The organism is Camelimonas fluminis, assembly GCF_014656355.1.
Taxonomy (GTDB): Bacteria; Pseudomonadota; Alphaproteobacteria; order Rhizobiales; family Beijerinckiaceae; genus Camelimonas; species Camelimonas fluminis.
Map to the genome: position 1 here is coordinate 76,895 of NZ_BNCG01000003.1, position 17,710 is coordinate 94,604.

Genomic DNA, 17,710 nt, shown 5'->3' on the forward strand with positions numbered 1-17,710 from the left:
CTGCACCGGAGTCCGATCCATGAGCGCAAGGCAGTTGCACCTCAACGTCAACATTCTCACCGCCGGCTTCTTTAACTCGGCCTGGCGGGCCACGACCCACGGAGCGGAGGCCTTCATCAGCGCCGATCACTATGTGCGCGTGGCGCAGGCGGCGGAGCGCGGAACCCTGGACGCGATCTTCCTGGCCGACGTGCCGGCGATTACCGAGCGGCCAGCCTACAGGCCGTTCTATGCCCTTGAGCCCACGGTGATTCTGGCGGCGGTGGCCCGCGCCACCAGCCACATTGGCCTGATCGCCACCGCCTCCACGTCCTACAACGAGCCATATAATATCGCCCGCCGCTTCGCGAGCCTCGATCTGGTCAGCGGCGGCCGGGCCGGCCTCAACGTGGTGACGACAGCCGACCCCCGCGCCTCCCGCAATTTCGGCTTCGACGACGTGGCGGAGCACGGCGCCCGCTACGAGCGCGCCGCCGAGTTTACCGACGTCGTCAAGGGGCTCTGGAACAGCTGGGAGGATGGCGCGCTTGTCGGCGATCAGGCCAGCGGGGTTTTCGCTGACGAAAGCCGCATCCACGACCTGAACCATGTGGGCCGACACTACCGCGTCCAGGGCGCGCTCAACGTGCCGCGTTCGCCGCAGGGGCATCCGGTCATCGTCCAGGCGGGCGGCTCGGACGATGGCCGCGAACTGGCGGCGCGGCACGCCGAAGCGGTGTTCTCGGTGGCCAACGCCATCCCGGACGGCAAGGCCTTCGCCGACGACATACGCGCCAGGGCCGCGCGTTACGGCCGGCGCGGCGATGAGATCGTGGTTCTGCCGGGCCTCGCCACCGTCATCGGCGCGACAGAAGAAGAAGCCCGCCGCCGCGAGGACTGGCTGTGGTCGCTGGTCCCCCCGGAATTCGCCGTGCAGCGCGTCGCCAAAATGCTGGGCGTGGAGCCGGAGACGCTGGATCTGGACCAGCCGCTTCCCGGATCGCTGCTGGGCGACGCCAAAGGCTGGCAAACATTCTCACGCGCCCTCGTCGAACTGTCGGTGAATGACGGCCTGACGGTGCGCCAGCTCATCCGCCGCATCGGCGGCGGCATCGGTCACCGGCTGATCGTCGGGACGCCTGAGCAGATCGCCGACGATATCGCGGCCTGGTTCCACGCCGGCGCCGCCGATGGCTTCAACCTGATGCCCGACGTGGTTCCCGACGGTCTCGACGTGTTTGTAGACGAAGTCGTGCCCCTGCTGCGCCGGAAGGGAATCTTTCGCGAGGCTTATGCGGGTTCCACCCTGCGCGCGCATTTTGGCCTGGAGAAGCCGGCGGGGCGTCCCCGGTTGCGCAGGGCGGCGGGCTGACGCCGCCGCGCGCCGCCTTGCCGGTCGGCGCCCCGTTTGTTACGATTCCGCGTCATCGGTTGCGGCGCAACGCCGCATGTCTGAAAGCGACGCCAACATGCGTGGAATCACCGCTCTTGCCGGTCTGTGTCTTCTCGTTCTCGCCGGCTGCTCATCGGAGGAGCAGGGCAAGGTGATCCGCGCGGCGGTGACGCCGGCGTCGCCGCCCAATCTCTACGAGGAAAACGGCAAGACCGTCGGCCTCGATCTTGAACTGATCGAGGGGTACTGCAAGAAACGCGGCTGCACCATCAAGCTGACCCCCTATGACTGGCAGGGCATGCTGGGCGCTGTGGTCGCCGGCCAGGCTGACATCGCGTTCTCGGGCATCTCCATCACTGACAAGCGCAAGGAAGTGATGGATTTCTCCATTCCTTACATGGACAACACCTGGAACCTCGTCAGCCTCAAAAACCGTAATATCAAGATCGACAACCTTGATGACCTGAAGAAATACAGCATCGGTTATCCGCGCGGCATGGCCTACAGCGACTTCATCAAGAACACCCTTGAGCCGAAGGGCCAGTACAAGCTCGACCAGGTCAAGGTCTATCCGTCCTATAACGAAGTGCTGGCCGACCTGCGCAACGGCAATCTCGATCTGGCCTTCCTCGACGGCACCGTCGCTTCGGTCTACCGCAAGACCATGCCGATCCAGGACAGCTACGTCTTTACCGGCTTCGACCGCTTCGGCTTTGCCTTCCCCAAGGGCAGCAAGCTGCGCGAAGACGTGGACAAATATCTGACCACCGAGCTGAAGCCAGAGGAGCGGCAGGCCATTATCGACAAATGGCTTAAATAAGCGCGACAACTCCGCGCGCGGCCCGTACGGCCGCCAGACGAGGATTTCGCCGCCGGACGTCCGGCGGCGATGTGATGGATGCATCGCCCAGGCCGCGCGACAGCGGCGCGCCCAAGAGGCGGAAGACCTGAGCCTGTCAGGTCCACGCTGGCCGGAAGCCGATCTAGCGCGGCGTCACAAACTTCAGCGTGACCTCAGGCGGCGCCTCATCGCTGTCTTGCCGGAAATGCTCCCACAGTCGTTCGCCCAGCGGCTGCACCAGCTGGATCGTCATCTGCCTGAGCAGGATGGCGAAGGCCTGCTCATGTTCAGGAACCTGACTGCGCGCCGCGCCAGCCGCCCGCAGGCCCCGCACCTGGCTCAGCGTCATTTCCGCGAGCTGGCGCATGAATTCCGGATCGCCTCCCCCCAGTTCCAGCTCGGCGGTTTCCCGGCGGACATACAGCGCCAGATCGGGATTGGCCGCATACATCCTGGCGACGCTCGCATCGCGGGCGCGACCGAATTCCGCTGCGCCGCCCGTCACCGGCACCGCGTTCAGGGTGTCGGTGATCATCGCCATGACGTGCTCCTGCACCGCCAGCCGCAGACCGTCCTTGTTGCGGAAGTGGTGGACGACGAGCCCATGGGTCACCCCCGCCGCCTCGGCGATTTCCCGCAAGGTCGCCGCCCGCGCGCCCTTGAGCGCGAACAGGGCCAGGGCGGCGTTGCGAATACGCGCCCGGGCGGTGAGGTCGGCGTCGGGACGCTGGGCGTCCCCGGCTTTCGGGATCGAGGTCATGACGCATCTCTACCTGAAACAGGTGAATTGACCAAATGGATAGCCATTGATACAAATGGATAGTTTATAAACCGCGCCGCTCCCCATGCCCAGGCGCGAGAGGGAAAGGAAACGGCATTGCGTGAGGCTGTAATCGTTGACGCCATGCGAACGCCGGTTGGCAGACGCGGCGGCGCCCTTGCGATCTGGAAGGCCACCGACCTGCTGGCCGTCACCTTGCAACAGCTGGTGCAGCGCGCCGGCGTCGCCCCCGAGCGGCTCGATGACGTCATCGCCGGTTGCGGCCTGCAGAGCGGCGAGCAGGCTGGCAATGTGGCGCGGTGGGCCAGCCTCGGCGCCGGACTGCCGGAAACGCTTCCCGGCATGACCATTGACCGCCAGTGCGGCTCCGGCCAGCAGGCGGTGCACCTGGCGGCCCAGGGCGTGCGCAGCGGCGAATTCAACTTCGCCATTGGCTGCGGCGTCGAGACCATGTCGCGCATTGATCTGGGGCCGTCGTTCAATCCGGCCGGAGGTCTCGGGCCCTGGTATGGTGAGCGCGCCCTCGCCCGCTTCGCGGGCAACCTGATGGCCCAGGGGCCATCGGCGGAGCTGGTCACCCGCCAGTGGGGCCTGACCCGCGAAGAGCTCGACGCCTACAGCATGCGCAGTCACCAGCGCGCCAAAGCGGCATGGGACGCGGGCTGCTTCGATCGCCAGCTTGTCAGCATCGACGGCCGGCGCCCGGAAGGCGGCCCGGCGCCCATGCGCCGTGACGAGGGCATCCGCCCCGAAACCACCATGGAGCGCCTGGCGCAGCTGAAGCCGGTATTCGCTCCGGACGGCCTCATCACCGCCGGCAATTCATCGCAGATCAGCGACGGCGCGGCCGCCGTGCTGGTCGCCGATCGGGCCACGGCGGAGGCCATGGGGCTGCGCCCGCTCGCGGTGATCCGCTCCATGGCGGTGGCGGCCGACGACGCCCGCCTGCAGTTCACCGCCATCCTGCCGGCGGCGCGCAAGGCGCTGGCCCAGGCGGGCCTCGGCATCCACGACATCGGCCGCATCGAGATCAACGAGGCTTTCGCCTGCGCGCCGCTGATTTTCGCACGCGAGTTCGACGTCGATCCGGCCCGTCTCAATATCAATGGCGGCTCCATCGCCATGGGGCACCCCATCGGCTCTACGGGCGCCCGTCTGATGTGCGACCTGGCGCACGCGTTGCAGCGCAGCGGCGAGCGCTACGGCCTGCTCACCATCTGCGAGGGCGGCGGCATGGCCAACGCCACGATCCTCGAGCGCATCGACCAGACGCACTGAGCGGCAAGGCGGGCCCCAAGACCTGTCAGGACATGCTCTGAATGATTTGCTCCAGCGCCCGCCGGCGGACCGGCGGGCGCCATCAACGATAACAACAACCAAGGACGCCGCCCCGGCGCGGCGCAGGGAGGACACCGTGACGCCCAATCTCGTCAAGGGGTGCCCGTCCACCATGGGCGACGCCTATCCCCTCAACACCACCACGCTCATCCGCCACGCCGCGCGCACCCATGGCGAGCAGGAAATCGTCTATCGCACGCCCGACGGCGGCTGGGCCCGCACCGACTACGCCAGCACTTACCGGCGCATCCGCCAGGCGGCCGGCGCCCTGCGCCGGCTCGGCGTCAACCCAGGCGACCGCGTCGGGATTCTCGACTGGAACAGCCTGCGCCACTTCGAACTGTACTGGGCGATCCCGGGCCTCGCCGCCGTCATGCTGCAGATGAACCTGCGTCTGGGGCCAGAGGACCTGGCCTATGTCGTGCGCCACAGCGACGCCGCGTTCATTGCTGTCGATGAAACGCTGTTGCCGGTCGCCGAGGCGATCGCGCCGCTATGCCCCGGCGTGAAGGGCTGGATTGTCATGACCGACAAGCCCCTGTCGGAGATCAGGACATCGCTGACGCCGCTGCATCATTATGAGGACCTGCTGGCGGCGGACGCTGGCGACATCGACTGGCCGCTGATCGACGAAACATCCGCCTACAGCGCCTGCTACACCACCGGCACCACCGGGCGCCCCAAGGGCGTCTATTATTCGCATCGCGCCATTTACCTGCATTCCATGGCGATGGCCTCGGCCGTTGGCGCGACGTTCGACGACTGCACCATGCTGATCACCCCCATGTTCCACGGCCAGTGCTGGGGGCTGCCGCAGATGGCGACGATGATGGCCAACAAGATCGTGCTGCCCGGCCGCTACATGGCGGAGGACACGGGCCCGCTCACCGAGGCGATCATCCGGGAAGAGGTCACCATCACCAACGGCGCGCCCGCGATCTTCCAGCCAATGCTGGAGCACATTCGCGCCAGCGGGCTGAAGCCGGACTTCAGCAGGCTGCGGCTGATGTCGGGCGCGACGGAGCCGCCGCTGGCGATGATGCGCGGTTTCTACGAAGAAACCGGCGCCGAGGTGATCCACGCCTATGGCGCGACCGAAACCACGCCGCTGGTGACGATCAACCGTTTCAAGCGCGGCCTGCGCCGGTCCATGGACGCGGAGCAGCTGTGGGATCTGAAGCGCAAGCAGGGCCTGCCAATGGTTGGCGTCGACGTGCGCCTGTCCGACGATGAGGACATCAACGACCTGCCGCATGACGGCGCCCATGTGGGCGAAATCTGCGTGCGCGGCCCGTGGATCACCACGCGCTATCATGACATGCCCGACAGCGGAGACCGTTTCACCCCCGACGGCTACTGGCGCAGCGGCGACGCCGGAGCCATCGACGGCAATGGCTACCTGAAGCTCACCGACCGCATCAAGGACGTCATCAAGAGCGGCGGCGAATGGATCTCGTCCATCGACATGGAGAACGCCATCATGGCGCATCCGGCGGTGCTGGAGGCCGCCGTCATTGGCGTGCCGCATCCCAAATGGCAGGAGCGCCCCGTCGCCATCGTCGTGCTGCGCGCCGGGCATGAACTCACCGCCGACGGGCTGCGCGCCCATCTCGCCGCCAGTTTCGCCAAATGGCAGCTGCCGGAAACGGTCGTCTTCTCCGACAGCGTGGCGCGCACCAGCGTCGGCAAGGCGGACAAGAAACGGATGCGCGCCGAATACGCGCATGTCCATGAAGGGAGCGAACAGTGAGCGAGCCGACAGTCCTGAAGGAATTCCGCGACGCCACCGCCATCTTTACCCTCAACCGGCCCAAAGCTCTGAATGCGCTCAATGACCAGCTGATGCGCGAAATGGCGGCCGCGCTGCAGGAAGCGGACAGGGACGACGCCATTCGGGCGGTGGTCATTGCCGGCTCGGAGCGCGCGTTTTGCGCCGGCGCCGACATCACCGGGCTCGACGGCGTCGCGGTGAACGACGTGCTGGACCCCAACGGTTTCGGACGCGGCATGTTCGATATCCTGGGCGCCTATCGCAAGCCGCTGATCGCGGCGGTGCGCGGGCTGGCGTTCGGCGGCGGCTGCGAACTGGCGCTGGCCTGCGACATTGTCGTCGCCGGCGACAAAGCCCGTTTCGGCGTGCCCGAGGTGGCGCTCGGCCTGCTGCCGGGCGGCGGCGGCACCCAGCGGCTGATCCACGCCATGGGCAAGCAGAAGGCCATGAAAATGCTGCTCACCGGCGACCCCATCACGGCGCAGGAGGCTTACACGGCGGGCCTGGCCAGCGACCTCGTCGCCGACGCGGACTGCATGGAGCGTGCGCTCGCCATCGCCAAGCGCATTGCCCGCAATGGTCCGCTGGCGGTGCAACTGGCCAAGGACAGCGCCCGCGCCGCCCTGGAGATGGGCCTGACCCAGGGGCTCGCCATGGAGCGCCGCAACTTCATGTTGCTGTTCGGCACCGCCGACAAGCAGGAAGGCGTCAGCGCCTTTCTGGAGAAGCGCAAGCCCAGCTTCACCGGCAAATAGGGCCAGCGCGCCCTCAGGGCTGGCGGAACCCGCACGCCCTGACAACCCGCGTGACAACACTCAGATATCTGCTTTCAGGGCGGCCCGTCCGCCGTCCGGAAGCGCCGCGATGCAGACGAGAACAGGCGCCGCGACCTGGCCCGTGGGCCGAAGCGCGCCCCAGGGAGAAACCACCCATGAGCTATCGCTCCCCATGGATGAACGAGGAACTCGACCAGGTGCGGGACACCGCCCGCAAGTTTCTGGAAGCTGAGTCAGCGCCCCATCACGCCCGCTGGGCGAAGCAGCACATGATCGACCGCACGTTCTGGAACGCCGCCGGCGATCTGGGGCTGCTGTGTGTGAGTTGCCCGACGGAATACGGCGGCGGCGGCGGCACCTTCGCCCATGAGGCCGTGGTGATGGAGGAGCAGGCGCGCGTCGGCGATGACGCCTGGAACTATTCCGTGCACAGCACCATCGTCGCCCACTATTTCGCCGCCTATGGCACGGAGGAGCAGAAGCGCCGCTGGCTGCCCAGGCTGGCCTCGGGCGAATTCGTCGGCGCCATCGCCATGACCGAGCCCGGAACCGGCAGCGACCTGCAGGGCGTGCGCACCCATGCCCGCCGCGACGGCGACGAATTTGTGGTCAACGGCGCCAAGACCTTCATCAGCAACGGCACGCACTGCGACCTGCTGATCATCGTCGCCCGCACCACGGATGCGCCCGGCGGCAAGGGTCTCTCCCTGCTGGTGGCGGAAACCCGCGATCTTCCGGGCTTCTCCCGTGGGCGAGAGCTGGAAAAGATTGGCGCCAAGGGCGGCGACCTGCGCGAACTGTTCTTCGAGGACATGCGTATTCCGGCCGCGAATGTGCTCGGCGGCGTGGAAGGCCAGGGCTTCGTGCAACTGATGAAGCAATTGCCGCAGGAGCGCCTGTCCATCGCCGTGCTCGCCGCCGCCGCCTGTGAGCGCGCGGTGGATCTCGCGGTTCAATACGCGAAAGAGCGCTCGGCGTTCGGCCAGAACCTGCTGTCATTCCAGAACACCCGTTTCGTGCTGGCCGAATGCCGGACGGAGGCTTACGCGATCCGGACGTTTGTCGATCACTGCATTGGCCTGCACCTGGAAGGCAAGCTGGACGCGGCCACCGCATCGATGGCGAAGTATCTGGCGACCGATAAACAGGGGCAGATTATCGACCGCTGCCTGCAGGTCTTTGGCGGCTATGGCTACATGGAAGAATACCCGATCGCCCGCATGTATACGGCGGCCCGCGTCACCCGTATTTACGGCGGCGCCAATGAGATCATGAAAGAGCTGATCGCCAGAACCCTCTGATGCGAGCCCCCTCAGATGCTTGCCCCTCAGATGCTTGCCCCTTCGGACGCCAGCGCGTGAAGACGCCGGCAACCTGATGGGGTTTCGCCATGAACTCCCGGACAAGGCGCCCGCCCTTCTCCGCCGTCATCCAGGCCCGCCGGCCCGCCAGCCGGCGGGCTTCTTTGTATTTGAGGCGCGTCGGCGACCAGGGCGTCCCCGGGAAAGGTGGGCTCCACGTTTCACCCGGAAAAGCGTCCAACCGAAAAGACAGGCGCTTCCCGCCAGCCGGATTTCACCGGAAACGCTCCAGCGCGATCACGGCGCCGACGCAGCCCCTGCACGCCGGACCGTCATCACTATTGAATTCCTATATCGCGACGCCCCACTCCCTCTCGAACCTATATGCGGTTCAGATCCATAGTCCCGCCAAAGCCCTCCCGCAGCGCGCTCGCGCCCGGGAATATCTGGATGATTCCGGTTGTGGCGATACGGAGATGAGATCATCGCCGGCCACACGCAGAAATTGCAGGCAGATGATGGATCTTGTCGTAACTGGCGTTGGGCTCGGATTTTTCGTGTTGATGTTTGGATACATCAAATTGTGCGAAAAACTCTGACCGGAGATCGCGACCATGACCACCGAATACATCCTGGGAGCAGGCGTTGCAGCGTTCGTCGCCGCTTACCTGCTGTACGCCCTCGCGCGCCCGGAACGTTTCTGATTGGCGCGCCGGCCCAAGCAAGAGACGGCTCAAGGAAGAGACGCCAATGACAATCAACGGATGGATACAGATCCTTGTCTTTGTGGGGATCGTTGTCGCGCTGGTGAAGCCGCTTGGCGGCTATCTGACCCGCGTCCTGAACGGCGAGCGCACAATCCTGTCCGTCGCGCTCGGGCCGCTTGAACGCGGCCTGTACCGGATCGCAGGGGTGAACGAGCGGGAAGAGCAGCACTGGACGACCTACGCGGCGACCATGCTGTTCTTCAACCTGGCCGGCTTCGCAATGCTTTATCTGATCCAGCGGCTTCAGGGGGAATTGCCTTTCAACCCGCAGGGATTTGGCCCGGTCGAAGCCACCAGCGCCTTCAACACGGCCGTGAGCTTCATGACCAACACCAACTGGCAGGGTTATGCTGGCGAGACGACCATGAGCTATCTGACCCAGATGGCCGGCCTCACCGTGCAGAATTTCGTCTCGGCGGCGACCGGCGTCGCGATCGCGGCGGCGTTGATCCGTGGTTTCGCGCGCGCCTCCGGCAAAACGGTCGGCAATTTCTGGGTCGATCTGACCCGCGTCACGCTTTACGTCCTGCTACCGGTCTGCATCGTCGGCAGTCTCGTGCTTGTGTGGCAGGGCGTTCCCCAGAACCTGAATCCCTACGCCGTTGTCACCACCGTTGAGGGCGCCCGGCAAACCATCGCCCAGGGGCCGGTGGCCTCGCAGATGATGATCAAACATCTGGGCACCAATGGCGGCGGTTTCTTCAACGCCAATGCGGCGCATCCGTTCGAAAATCCGAACGCCCTGACAAACCTCATTCATATGACGTCGATCTTCGCCATTGGCGCGGCGCTGACCAATGTGTTCGGGCGCATGGTCGGCAATGAAAAGAAGGGCTGGGCGATCTTCATCGCCATGGGCGTGCTGTTTCTCGCCGGCGTGGCCGTCACCTGCTGGGCGGAGGCGGCCGGCAATCCGCTCCTCCATGCGGTGGGGCTTGAAGGCGGCAACATGGAGGGCAAGGAAACCCGCTTTGGCGTCGCTGTCTCGGCGCTCTTCGCCGTGGTCACCACCGCCGCCTCTTGTGGCGCCGTGATCGCCATGCACGCCAGCTTCATGCCCCTCGGCGGCATGGTGGCGATGCTCAACATGATGCTCGGCGAGATCATCATTGGCGGCGTTGGCGCGGGCTTCTACGGCGTCATCCTGTTCGTGATCGTCGCCATCTTCGTCGCCGGACTGATGGTTGGACGCACACCCGAATATCTCGGCAAGAAGATTGAAGCGAAGGAAGTCAAAATGGCGATGCTGGCGGTGCTCTGCCTGCCGCTGGCCATCCTGGGCTTCACGTCAGTCGCCGTGGTGATCCCGGCAGGGCTGTCCTCGCTGGCGCACGCCGGGCCACACGGGTTCTCCGAGGCGCTCTATGCCTACACCTCGGGCGCCGCAAACAATGGCTCCGCCTTCGCCGGCCTGTCCGCCAATACGCCCTGGTACAACATCACCATTGGGCTCGCGATGCTGATGGGACGGTTCATGGTGATTGTCCCCGCCCTCGCCATCGCCGGCTCGCTCGCGGCGAAGAAGAGCGTTCCCGCCTCCAGCGGCACGCTGCCCACCACCGGCCCGCTTTTCGTCGGCCTGCTGGTTGGCGTCATCCTGGTGGTCGGCGGCCTGACCTTCTTCCCCGCCCTGGCGCTGGGGCCCGTCGTCGAGCACCTGGCCATGCTGAAGGGGCAGATGTTCTGAAGCCACATGCCGCTGTTCAGGCGCGGAAACCGCGGGGTCCACGCCAGCCGCCCGCGCCGGCGCGCCGCGCGGCGGCCGCGCCACCCATCGCATCGACCGCTGAAATTGTGCGGCGACCACGGCCGCTGGAACGACGTCGCTGGAGTCTTCTATGAACCAGTCCAGATCCGCGAGCCTCATCGACGCTCGCATCCTTGTCCCGGCCATCGGCGATGCTTTCCGGAAACTCGATCCGCGCAGCCTTGCCAGAAACCCGGTGATGTTCGTGGTGGCGGTCGTTTCACTGCTGACGACCGTCGTCCTGGTCCGGGACGCCGTCTCCGGAGCAGCGGGCCTCGGCTTCTCGCTCCAGCTTGTCCTGTGGCTGTGGTTCACCGTGCTGTTCGCCAATTTCGCCGAGGCGGTGGCGGAGGGGCGCGGCAAGGCGCAGGCGGAATCCCTGCGCCGCACCCGCAGCGAGACCCAGGCGAAGCTGCTGTCGGACGGCGGCGGTTATACGATGACGCCCGGAAGCAGCCTCAGGGTTGGCGACCTCGTCCTCGTCGAGGCGGGCGACATCATCCCCTCGGACGGCGAGGTGATCGCCGGCGTCGCATCGGTCAACGAAGCGGCCATCACCGGCGAATCGGCGCCGGTGATCCGCGAGTCTGGCGGCGACCGCTCCGCCGTGACCGGTGGAACCCAGGTGCTGTCCGACTGGATCAGGGTGCGCATCACCGCCCCGGCGGGCTCCACCTTCATCGACAGGATGATCGCGCTTGTCGAGGGCGCCGAGCGCCAGAAGACGCCGAACGAGATCGCGCTCAACATCCTGCTGGCGGGCATGAGCCTGATCTTCCTCATGGCCGTCGTCACCATCCCCGGTTTCGCAAGCTACGCCGGCGGCCATGTGCCGGTGATCGTGCTGGTGGCGCTGTTCGTCACGCTGATCCCGACGACCATCGGCGCCCTGCTGTCGGCCATCGGCATCGCCGGCATGGACCGGCTGGTGCGTTTCAATGTGCTGGCCATGTCCGGTCGCGCGGTCGAGGCCGCCGGCGACGTGGATACGCTGCTGCTCGACAAGACCGGCACAATCACGCTGGGCAACCGTCAGGCCAGCGAATTCCGGCCGGTCGAGGGCGTCAGCGAACGGGAGCTGGCCGATGCGGCCCAACTGGCTTCGCTGGCCGATGAAACACCGGAAGGCCGCTCGATCGTGGTGCTCGCCAAGGAAAAATACGGCCTTCGCGGCCGCGACATGGCCAGCCTGCACGCCACTTTCGCGCCATTCACCGCCCAGACGCGGATGAGCGGCGTCGATCTGGACGGCTCATCAATCCGCAAGGGGGCCGTCGACGCCGTGCTGAAACATGTGGCGCTGGCGGCTCATGGCGGTCCGGACGCGGGAAATCCGCAAGCGCGCGCCGACAGCGTGCGGGCGCTGCAGGCGATCGCCGATGACATCGCCCGGGCTGGCGGCACGCCGCTGGCCGTGGTCAGGGATGGGCGACTGCTCGGCGTCATTTATCTCAAGGACATCGTCAAGGGCGGCATCCGCGAGCGTTTCGCCGAACTGCGCCGGATGGGCATCCGCACCGTGATGATCACCGGCGACAACCCCATGACCGCCGCCGCCATCGCCGCCGAAGCGGGCGTCGACGACTTCCTCGCCCAAGCGACGCCAGAGAACAAACTGCAGCTCATCCGGGACGAGCAGGCGAAGGGCAAGCTTGTCGCCATGTGTGGCGATGGCGCCAACGACGCCCCCGCCCTCGCCCAGGCCGACGTCGGCGTCGCCATGAACACCGGAACGGTGGCGGCGCGCGAAGCCGGCAACATGGTCGACCTCGACAGCGATCCCACCAAGCTCATCGAAATCGTCGAAATCGGCAAGCAGCTCCTGATGACGCGGGGGGCGCTGACGACCTTCTCGATCGCCAACGACGTCGCCAAATACTTCGCCATCATCCCGGCGATGTTCCTGGCGTTTTACCCGCAGCTGGGAGCGCTCAACGTCATGGGGCTCGCCACGCCGCAAAGCGCCATCCTGTCGGCGATCATCTTCAACGCCCTGATTATCGTCGCGCTGATCCCGCTGTCGCTGAAGGGCGTCAAATACCGCGCCGCCGGCGCCGGGGCGCTGCTGTCGCGCAACCTGCTGGTCTACGGGCTGGGCGGCGTCATCGCGCCTTTCATCGGCATCAAGCTCATCGACATGGCGGTCACCGCCATCGGACTGGCATAAGGGAGCGGCGCCATGCCCAGACACATCCGGCCGGCGATCGTCATGATCCTCGCCTTCACCATCCTGACCGGCCTCATCTATCCCCTGAGCATCACGGGCGTCGCCCAGGCGGTGTTTCCGCATCAGGCCAACGGCAGCCTGATCACCCGCAACGGCGCGGTGACCGGCTCTGAGCTGATTGGCCAGAATTTCACCGGCGCGCGTTATTTCCATCCGCGTCCGTCGGCGGCGGGCGCCAACGGCTATGACGCCACGGCGTCTGGCGGCTCCAACCTTGGCCCGACGAGCCGGGCGCTCGTGGAGCGTGTGACGAAAGACGCCGGGCGTCTGAAAGAAGAAAACCCCGATGCGCCGGCGCCGATCGATCTGGTCACCACCTCCGGCAGCGGCCTCGACCCGCACATCACCCCCGAGGCCGCCTACTTTCAGGCGGCGCGCGTCGCCCGGGCGCGGGGCATGGAGACGGACGCCGTGCGGGCCGTTGTCGAGCGGAATATCGAACCGCGCATACTTGGCTTCCTGGGCGAACCGGTGGTCAATGTGCTGAAGCTGAATCTGGCGCTGGACGCCGCAAACTAGAGCATGACCGATGGAACCCGCCGCGCCGGAAACGCCATAACTTTTTGATCTGACGCATTTTCCTGACGAGAAGTGGATTCCACTTTCCACGAAACTGCTCTAGGGCTGGGGCGCGCAGGCGGCCGCATGCACAGGACGAAACGGGCGCATGACGCGTTGCGCCAACGCGCCATTCCCGGGATCTGGAGCCACCAGGTGTCAGACGATCCGACCCGCGAGCCACGCCGCCCTTCCCCGGATGCGCTGCTGGAAAATGCGCGGCGGGAAGAGCGCGGGCAGCTCAAAATCTTCCTCGGCGCCGCGCCAGGCGTCGGCAAGACCTATGAAATGCTGATGTCCGGCAAGGCGCAGCAGGCGGAAGGCGTCGACGTGGTGATCGGCCTGGTCGAGACCCATGGCCGGGCTGAAACCGGGGCGCTGGTCCACGGGTTCGAGATCATCCCGCGCCGGCAAGTCGCCTATCGTGGTCACCAGCTCGATGAAATGGACATTGACGCGGTGCTGGCGCGACGCCCGCAGCTGGTGCTCGTCGACGAACTCGCCCACACCAATGCGCCCGGCAGCCGGCATCCGAAGCGCTATCTTGACGTTGAGGAACTGCTCGCCAGCGGCGTCAACGTCTACACCACTCTCAACATCCAGCATGTCGAAAGCCTGAACGACGTTGTCGCCCGGATCACGCGCATCCGCGTGCGCGAGACGGTGCCGGACTCGATCATCGACCGGGCCGACGACATCGAAATCATCGACATCACCCCGGGCGATCTGATCAGGCGACTGAACGAGGGCAAGATCTACCTGCCCAAAACCGCCCGGCGGGCGACGCAGAACTATTTCTCGCCCAGCAACCTCACCGCCCTTCGTGAGCTGGCGCTGCGGCAGACGGCGCAACGCGTCGACGACCAGCTTGTCACGCACATGCAGGCGCACGCCATTCCGGGACCCTGGCCAGCTGGCGAGCGGGTTCTGGTGTGCGTGAACGAGCGGCCCGGAGCACGGGCGCTGGTCCGTTATGGCCGCCGGCAGGCGGACAGGATGCGGGCGCCATGGGCTGCGGTGCACATCGAAACCAGCCGGGACGCGCGGCTCCCGGAGGCCGGCAAATTCAGGATTGCCGCGGCGTTGCGCCTCGCCGAGCAACTCGGCGCCGAGACCGCGACGCTTCCGGGCGAGGACGTGGCGCAGGAGATTCTCGCCTACGCAACCGCCAACAACTACGCCCATGTCATCGTCGGCATGCCGGCGGGCCCGCGCTGGCGCGAGCTGATCTTCGGCTCGGTGTCTCACGACCTGATCCGGGCGGCGAACGGCGTCAGCATTCACGTGATCCCGGCGCGCCATGGCGGCGAGACGCCTTCGGGCGCGGCCGGGGGCGACGGCGCGCCGTTTCGCTTCGAGCCCGGTCCCTATCTGTGGAGCTCCGCTTACGTCGCGCTCGCGGTGGGCGTCGGCACGCTGCTGTCGCGCATTCTCGACGTGCGCAACATCGCCCTGGTGTTTCTCATGGCGGTGCTCGCCTCGGCGATGGGCGGCGGGCTGTGGCCGGCGCTGTTCGCCTCGGCGGCGGGCGCCCTGGCCTTCAACTTCTTTTTTCTCAATCCGCTGTACACGCTGGATATCGGCGACCCGGAATCCGTGGTGGCCTTCAGCTTTTTCCTTGTTGTCGCCGTCGCCGCCAGCAATCTGGCGGGCCGGGTGCAGCGCCAGGCGGCGACGGCGCGCCTGCGCGCCAAAACCACGGAAGGCCTCTACCTGTTCAGCAAGAAGCTCTCCGGCGCCGGCACGCGCGAGGACGTGCTGTGGGCGAGCGTCTATCAGATCGCCTCCATGCTCCACGTCCGCGTGGTGGTGTTGCTGCCGGAGCATGGCCGCCTCACCGTGCAGGCCGGTTATCCGCCTGACGACACGCTGGATGAGGCCGACATCGCCGCCGCCCATTGGGCCTGGGAGCACGACCATGCGGCCGGGCGGGGCGCCGATACGCTGCCAGGCGCCAGACGGCTGTATCTGCCGTTGAAGACGGGCCGGGCCCAACTCGGCGTCATCGGCCTCGACAATGACAGGCAGGGACCTGTCCTGACGCCTGGCGAACAGCGGCTGTTCGATTCACTGGCGGATCAGGCCGCCCTGGCCATCGAGCGGATCCAGCTGGCGGCGGACGTGGACAACGCGCGCCTCGCCGCGGAAGCGGACAAACTGCGCTCCGCGCTTTTGACCTCCCTGTCGCATGATCTCAAAACACCGCTGGCGTCCATTCTGGGCTCCGCGGGCGCGCTGAGGGACTATTCGACCTCGCTCTCCGACGGCAACCGCGCCGAACTGCTGACGACGATCGTCGAGGAAGCGGAGCGGCTGAACCGGTTCATCGCCAACCTGCTGGACATGACCCGGCTGGAATCGGGCGCGGCGGCGCCGTCCCTCAGCCCCCTGTTCATTGGCGACAGCGTCGGGAGCGCCCTGCGCCGGGCGGAGACGATTCTCGCCCGTCACGAGATCGAACTCGCGGTGGCCGCCGACCTGCCAATGGTCCGGCTTGATCCGGTGCTGTTCGAGCAGGTGCTGTTCAACCTGCTCGACAACGCGCGCAAGTACGCCCCCGCCGGCTCGCGGATCCTGATCCGGGCGTGGGCGGACCCCGCCTCGGTGATGCTGCAGGTCATTGATGAAGGACCGGGCCTTCCGCCCGAGGATCTGGGCAAAATTTTCGACAGTTTCTACCGTGTGCGCAAAACGGATCAGATTCAGGCCGGAACCGGCCTGGGACTCTCGATCTGCAAGGGGTTCGTCGAGGCCATGGGCGGAACGATCGCGGCGACCAACCGGGACGACCGTTCTGGCGCCGTCTTCACCCTGCGGTTCCCGGCCGGCCCGGACGCAACGCATCTGGAAGGCAAGACATGAGCGCCTCCGCCGTCAGAATACTCGTCGTCGACGACGAACCGCCAATCCGGAAACTGCTGCGCGTCGGCCTGACCGCCGGGGGCTACGCCATTGTGGAGGCCGGAAGCGCCGGGGAAGCCATGGCGCGCATCGCTGAGGAAAAACCTGATCTGATCCTGCTCGATCTGGGGCTGCCCGACCTATCCGGTCACGAACTGCTCGAGCGCTGGCGCGCCGATCGCATGGAGTTGCCGGTTGTCATCCTGTCGAGCCGGACGGACGAGGCGGGAATCGTCAGGGCTCTGGAGCTGGGCGCGGACGACTACGTGACCAAGCCATTCGGAATGCGGGAACTGGCCGCCCGCATTCGCGTCGCCCTGAGACACCGGCTGCAGTTGCAGGGCGAGCGTCCGGTATTCAAGGTCGGCGACCTGTCCGTCGACCTCGTGAAGCGGATTGTCAGGGTGGCTGACAGGGACGTGAAGCTTTCGCCGAAGGAGTACGACATCCTGCGCGTTCTCGTGCAGCACGCCGGCAAGGTCATCACCCATCAGCATATCCTCAGGCAGGTGTGGGGCGGCGTCACGGACGTCCAGTATCTGCGGGTCTATGTCCGGCAATTACGCCAGAAGATCGAGGCGAAGCCGGACCAGCCCCACTACATCCTTACGGAAACTGGCGTCGGCTACCGTCTTCGCGAGCCGGACCAATGATGACCCGGTCCGATAAACGCACGGTCGATTCAACGCGGATGGCGTCATGAACCTCTCATCCATCCTGGCCCTGGAGGATGTGATCCTCGCCCTGCCCGCGCCGACAAAGGCCGACCTGATGAGGAAACTCGCCTGCCACGCCGCCGCGCGCACCGGCCTTGACGCCGGGGTGATCGAGGCCGCGCTGCTTGGGCGGGAACGACTGGGCTCAACCGGCGTCGGCAATGGCGTCGCCTTGCCCCATGCGTCCATTGCCGGCCTTGAGAAGCCGTTCGCGACGCTGGCCGTTCTCAAAAAGCCGATCGAATTTGACGCCGTCGACGATCGCCCGGTCGACGTCGTGTTCCTGCTGCTCCCGGCGGCGGGCGGATCAGGCGCCCATCTCAAGATTCTGGCTGCGGTCGCGCGCAAAACACATGAAGAACCGGTGCTGACGCTGCTGAGACGGGCGCGAGACCCCAGCGCCGCCTACGCGATCCTGACCGCCGGGGCTGCCTGAACCGACGTGCGACAGGGGCGGGGTCGACGATGTCCAACCACCACATCAAAACCCGATAGACGTGGGCTCTCCGAGAGTTGCCCTTTTCTGTTCCGCAGCCTGGCCTCCATGACGGACAATGCGGCAACGCGCCCAACAAACCGGAGCGGTCATCCGGGACGCAACGAATGACCGCTCG

The 17,710-nt window shown here is 66.2% G+C and carries 14 protein-coding genes; 13 read left to right on the forward strand and 1 reads right to left on the reverse strand.

Going from position 1 to position 17,710, the window contains the following annotated elements; genetic code table 11:
* Positions 1 to 19 precede the first annotated feature (19 nt).
* Together IE243_RS05615 and IE243_RS05620 are read left to right on the forward strand one after the other, a co-directional pair.
* On the forward strand, positions 20 to 1,351 hold the full coding sequence (locus tag IE243_RS05615; protein ID WP_191318370.1) for an LLM class flavin-dependent oxidoreductase: 1,332 nt from the start codon (positions 20 to 22) through the stop codon (positions 1,349 to 1,351).
* A 76-nt stretch (positions 1,352 to 1,427) separates the two neighbouring features.
* The gene (locus IE243_RS05620; RefSeq protein WP_210319805.1) at positions 1,428 to 2,192 is read left to right on the forward strand and encodes a transporter substrate-binding domain-containing protein; all 765 of its coding nucleotides are present in this window, start codon (positions 1,428 to 1,430) and stop codon (positions 2,190 to 2,192) included.
* A gap of 163 nt (positions 2,193 to 2,355) precedes the next feature.
* On the opposite strand, the gene IE243_RS23740 is transcribed toward IE243_RS05620, so the two are convergent.
* The gene (locus IE243_RS23740; protein ID WP_132009210.1) at positions 2,356 to 2,973 is read right to left on the reverse strand and encodes a TetR/AcrR family transcriptional regulator; all 618 of its coding nucleotides are present in this window, start codon (positions 2,971 to 2,973) and stop codon (positions 2,356 to 2,358) included.
* Positions 2,974 to 3,090: 117 nt separating this feature from the next.
* Between IE243_RS23740 and IE243_RS05630 the strand changes: the two genes are divergently transcribed.
* From IE243_RS05630 to IE243_RS05680, 11 genes are all read left to right on the forward strand, one after another.
* A complete protein-coding gene (locus IE243_RS05630; protein WP_244642821.1) occupies positions 3,091 to 4,272 on the forward strand; it encodes a thiolase family protein in 1,182 nt (393 codons plus the stop codon).
* Positions 4,273 to 4,408: 136 nt separating this feature from the next.
* A complete protein-coding gene (locus IE243_RS05635; RefSeq protein WP_244642823.1) occupies positions 4,409 to 6,082 on the forward strand; it encodes a long-chain-fatty-acid--CoA ligase in 1,674 nt (557 codons plus the stop codon).
* Complete coding sequence (locus tag IE243_RS05640; protein ID WP_191318371.1) at positions 6,079 to 6,858, forward strand: enoyl-CoA hydratase/isomerase family protein; 780 nt, start codon at positions 6,079 to 6,081, stop codon at positions 6,856 to 6,858. Before IE243_RS05635 ends, IE243_RS05640 begins: the two co-directional genes overlap by 4 nt.
* A gap of 176 nt (positions 6,859 to 7,034) precedes the next feature.
* Positions 7,035 to 8,180, forward strand: a complete 1,146-nt coding sequence (locus IE243_RS05645) for an acyl-CoA dehydrogenase family protein (protein ID WP_191318372.1) — start codon at positions 7,035 to 7,037, stop codon at positions 8,178 to 8,180.
* Between the two features lie 614 nt (positions 8,181 to 8,794).
* On the forward strand, positions 8,795 to 8,884 hold the full coding sequence (locus IE243_RS05650; protein WP_191318373.1) for a potassium-transporting ATPase subunit F: 90 nt from the start codon (positions 8,795 to 8,797) through the stop codon (positions 8,882 to 8,884).
* Positions 8,885 to 8,930: 46 nt separating this feature from the next.
* Positions 8,931 to 10,634 carry a potassium-transporting ATPase subunit KdpA gene (kdpA, locus tag IE243_RS05655; protein ID WP_191318374.1) on the forward strand — a complete coding sequence of 568 codons (1,704 nt, stop codon included), beginning with the start codon at positions 8,931 to 8,933 and terminating at the stop codon, positions 10,632 to 10,634.
* A 151-nt stretch (positions 10,635 to 10,785) separates the two neighbouring features.
* Positions 10,786 to 12,861, forward strand: a complete 2,076-nt coding sequence (kdpB, locus tag IE243_RS05660) for a potassium-transporting ATPase subunit KdpB (protein WP_191318375.1) — start codon at positions 10,786 to 10,788, stop codon at positions 12,859 to 12,861.
* Between the two features lie 12 nt (positions 12,862 to 12,873).
* Complete coding sequence (kdpC, locus tag IE243_RS05665) at positions 12,874 to 13,440, forward strand: potassium-transporting ATPase subunit KdpC (protein WP_191318376.1); 567 nt, start codon at positions 12,874 to 12,876, stop codon at positions 13,438 to 13,440.
* Positions 13,441 to 13,635: 195 nt separating this feature from the next.
* Entirely contained in the window at positions 13,636 to 16,341 is a 2,706-nt protein-coding gene (locus tag IE243_RS05670) for a DUF4118 domain-containing protein (protein WP_194624588.1), read from the forward strand.
* A complete protein-coding gene (locus IE243_RS05675) occupies positions 16,338 to 17,033 on the forward strand; it encodes a response regulator transcription factor (protein ID WP_191318378.1) in 696 nt (231 codons plus the stop codon). The genes IE243_RS05670 and IE243_RS05675 overlap by 4 nt, the downstream gene beginning before the upstream one ends.
* A gap of 46 nt (positions 17,034 to 17,079) precedes the next feature.
* Positions 17,080 to 17,532: a PTS sugar transporter subunit IIA gene (locus IE243_RS05680; protein WP_191318379.1), complete on the forward strand. Its 453-nt coding sequence runs from the start codon at positions 17,080 to 17,082 to the stop codon at positions 17,530 to 17,532.
* Positions 17,533 to 17,710 lie beyond the last annotated feature (178 nt).

Excerpts from the sequence above, each read along its gene's own strand:
- kdpA (WP_191318374.1), top strand. The coding sequence starts at position 8,931 with ATGACAATCAACGGATGGATACAGATCCTTGTCTTTGTGGGGATCGTT.
- IE243_RS05680 (WP_191318379.1), top strand. The coding sequence starts at position 17,080 with ATGAACCTCTCATCCATCCTGGCCCTGGAGGATGTGATCCTCGCCCTG.
- IE243_RS05645 (WP_191318372.1), top strand. The coding sequence starts at position 7,035 with ATGAGCTATCGCTCCCCATGGATGAACGAGGAACTCGACCAGGTGCGG.
- kdpC (WP_191318376.1), top strand. The coding sequence starts at position 12,874 with ATGCCCAGACACATCCGGCCGGCGATCGTCATGATCCTCGCCTTCACC.
- IE243_RS05675 (WP_191318378.1), top strand. The coding sequence starts at position 16,338 with ATGAGCGCCTCCGCCGTCAGAATACTCGTCGTCGACGACGAACCGCCA.
- IE243_RS23740 (WP_132009210.1), bottom strand. The coding sequence starts at position 2,973 with ATGACCTCGATCCCGAAAGCCGGGGACGCCCAGCGTCCCGACGCCGAC.
- IE243_RS05650 (WP_191318373.1), top strand. The coding sequence starts at position 8,795 with ATGACCACCGAATACATCCTGGGAGCAGGCGTTGCAGCGTTCGTCGCC.
- kdpB (WP_191318375.1), top strand. The coding sequence starts at position 10,786 with ATGAACCAGTCCAGATCCGCGAGCCTCATCGACGCTCGCATCCTTGTC.
- IE243_RS05620 (WP_210319805.1), top strand. The coding sequence starts at position 1,428 with ATGTCTGAAAGCGACGCCAACATGCGTGGAATCACCGCTCTTGCCGGT.
- IE243_RS05615 (WP_191318370.1), top strand. The coding sequence starts at position 20 with ATGAGCGCAAGGCAGTTGCACCTCAACGTCAACATTCTCACCGCCGGC.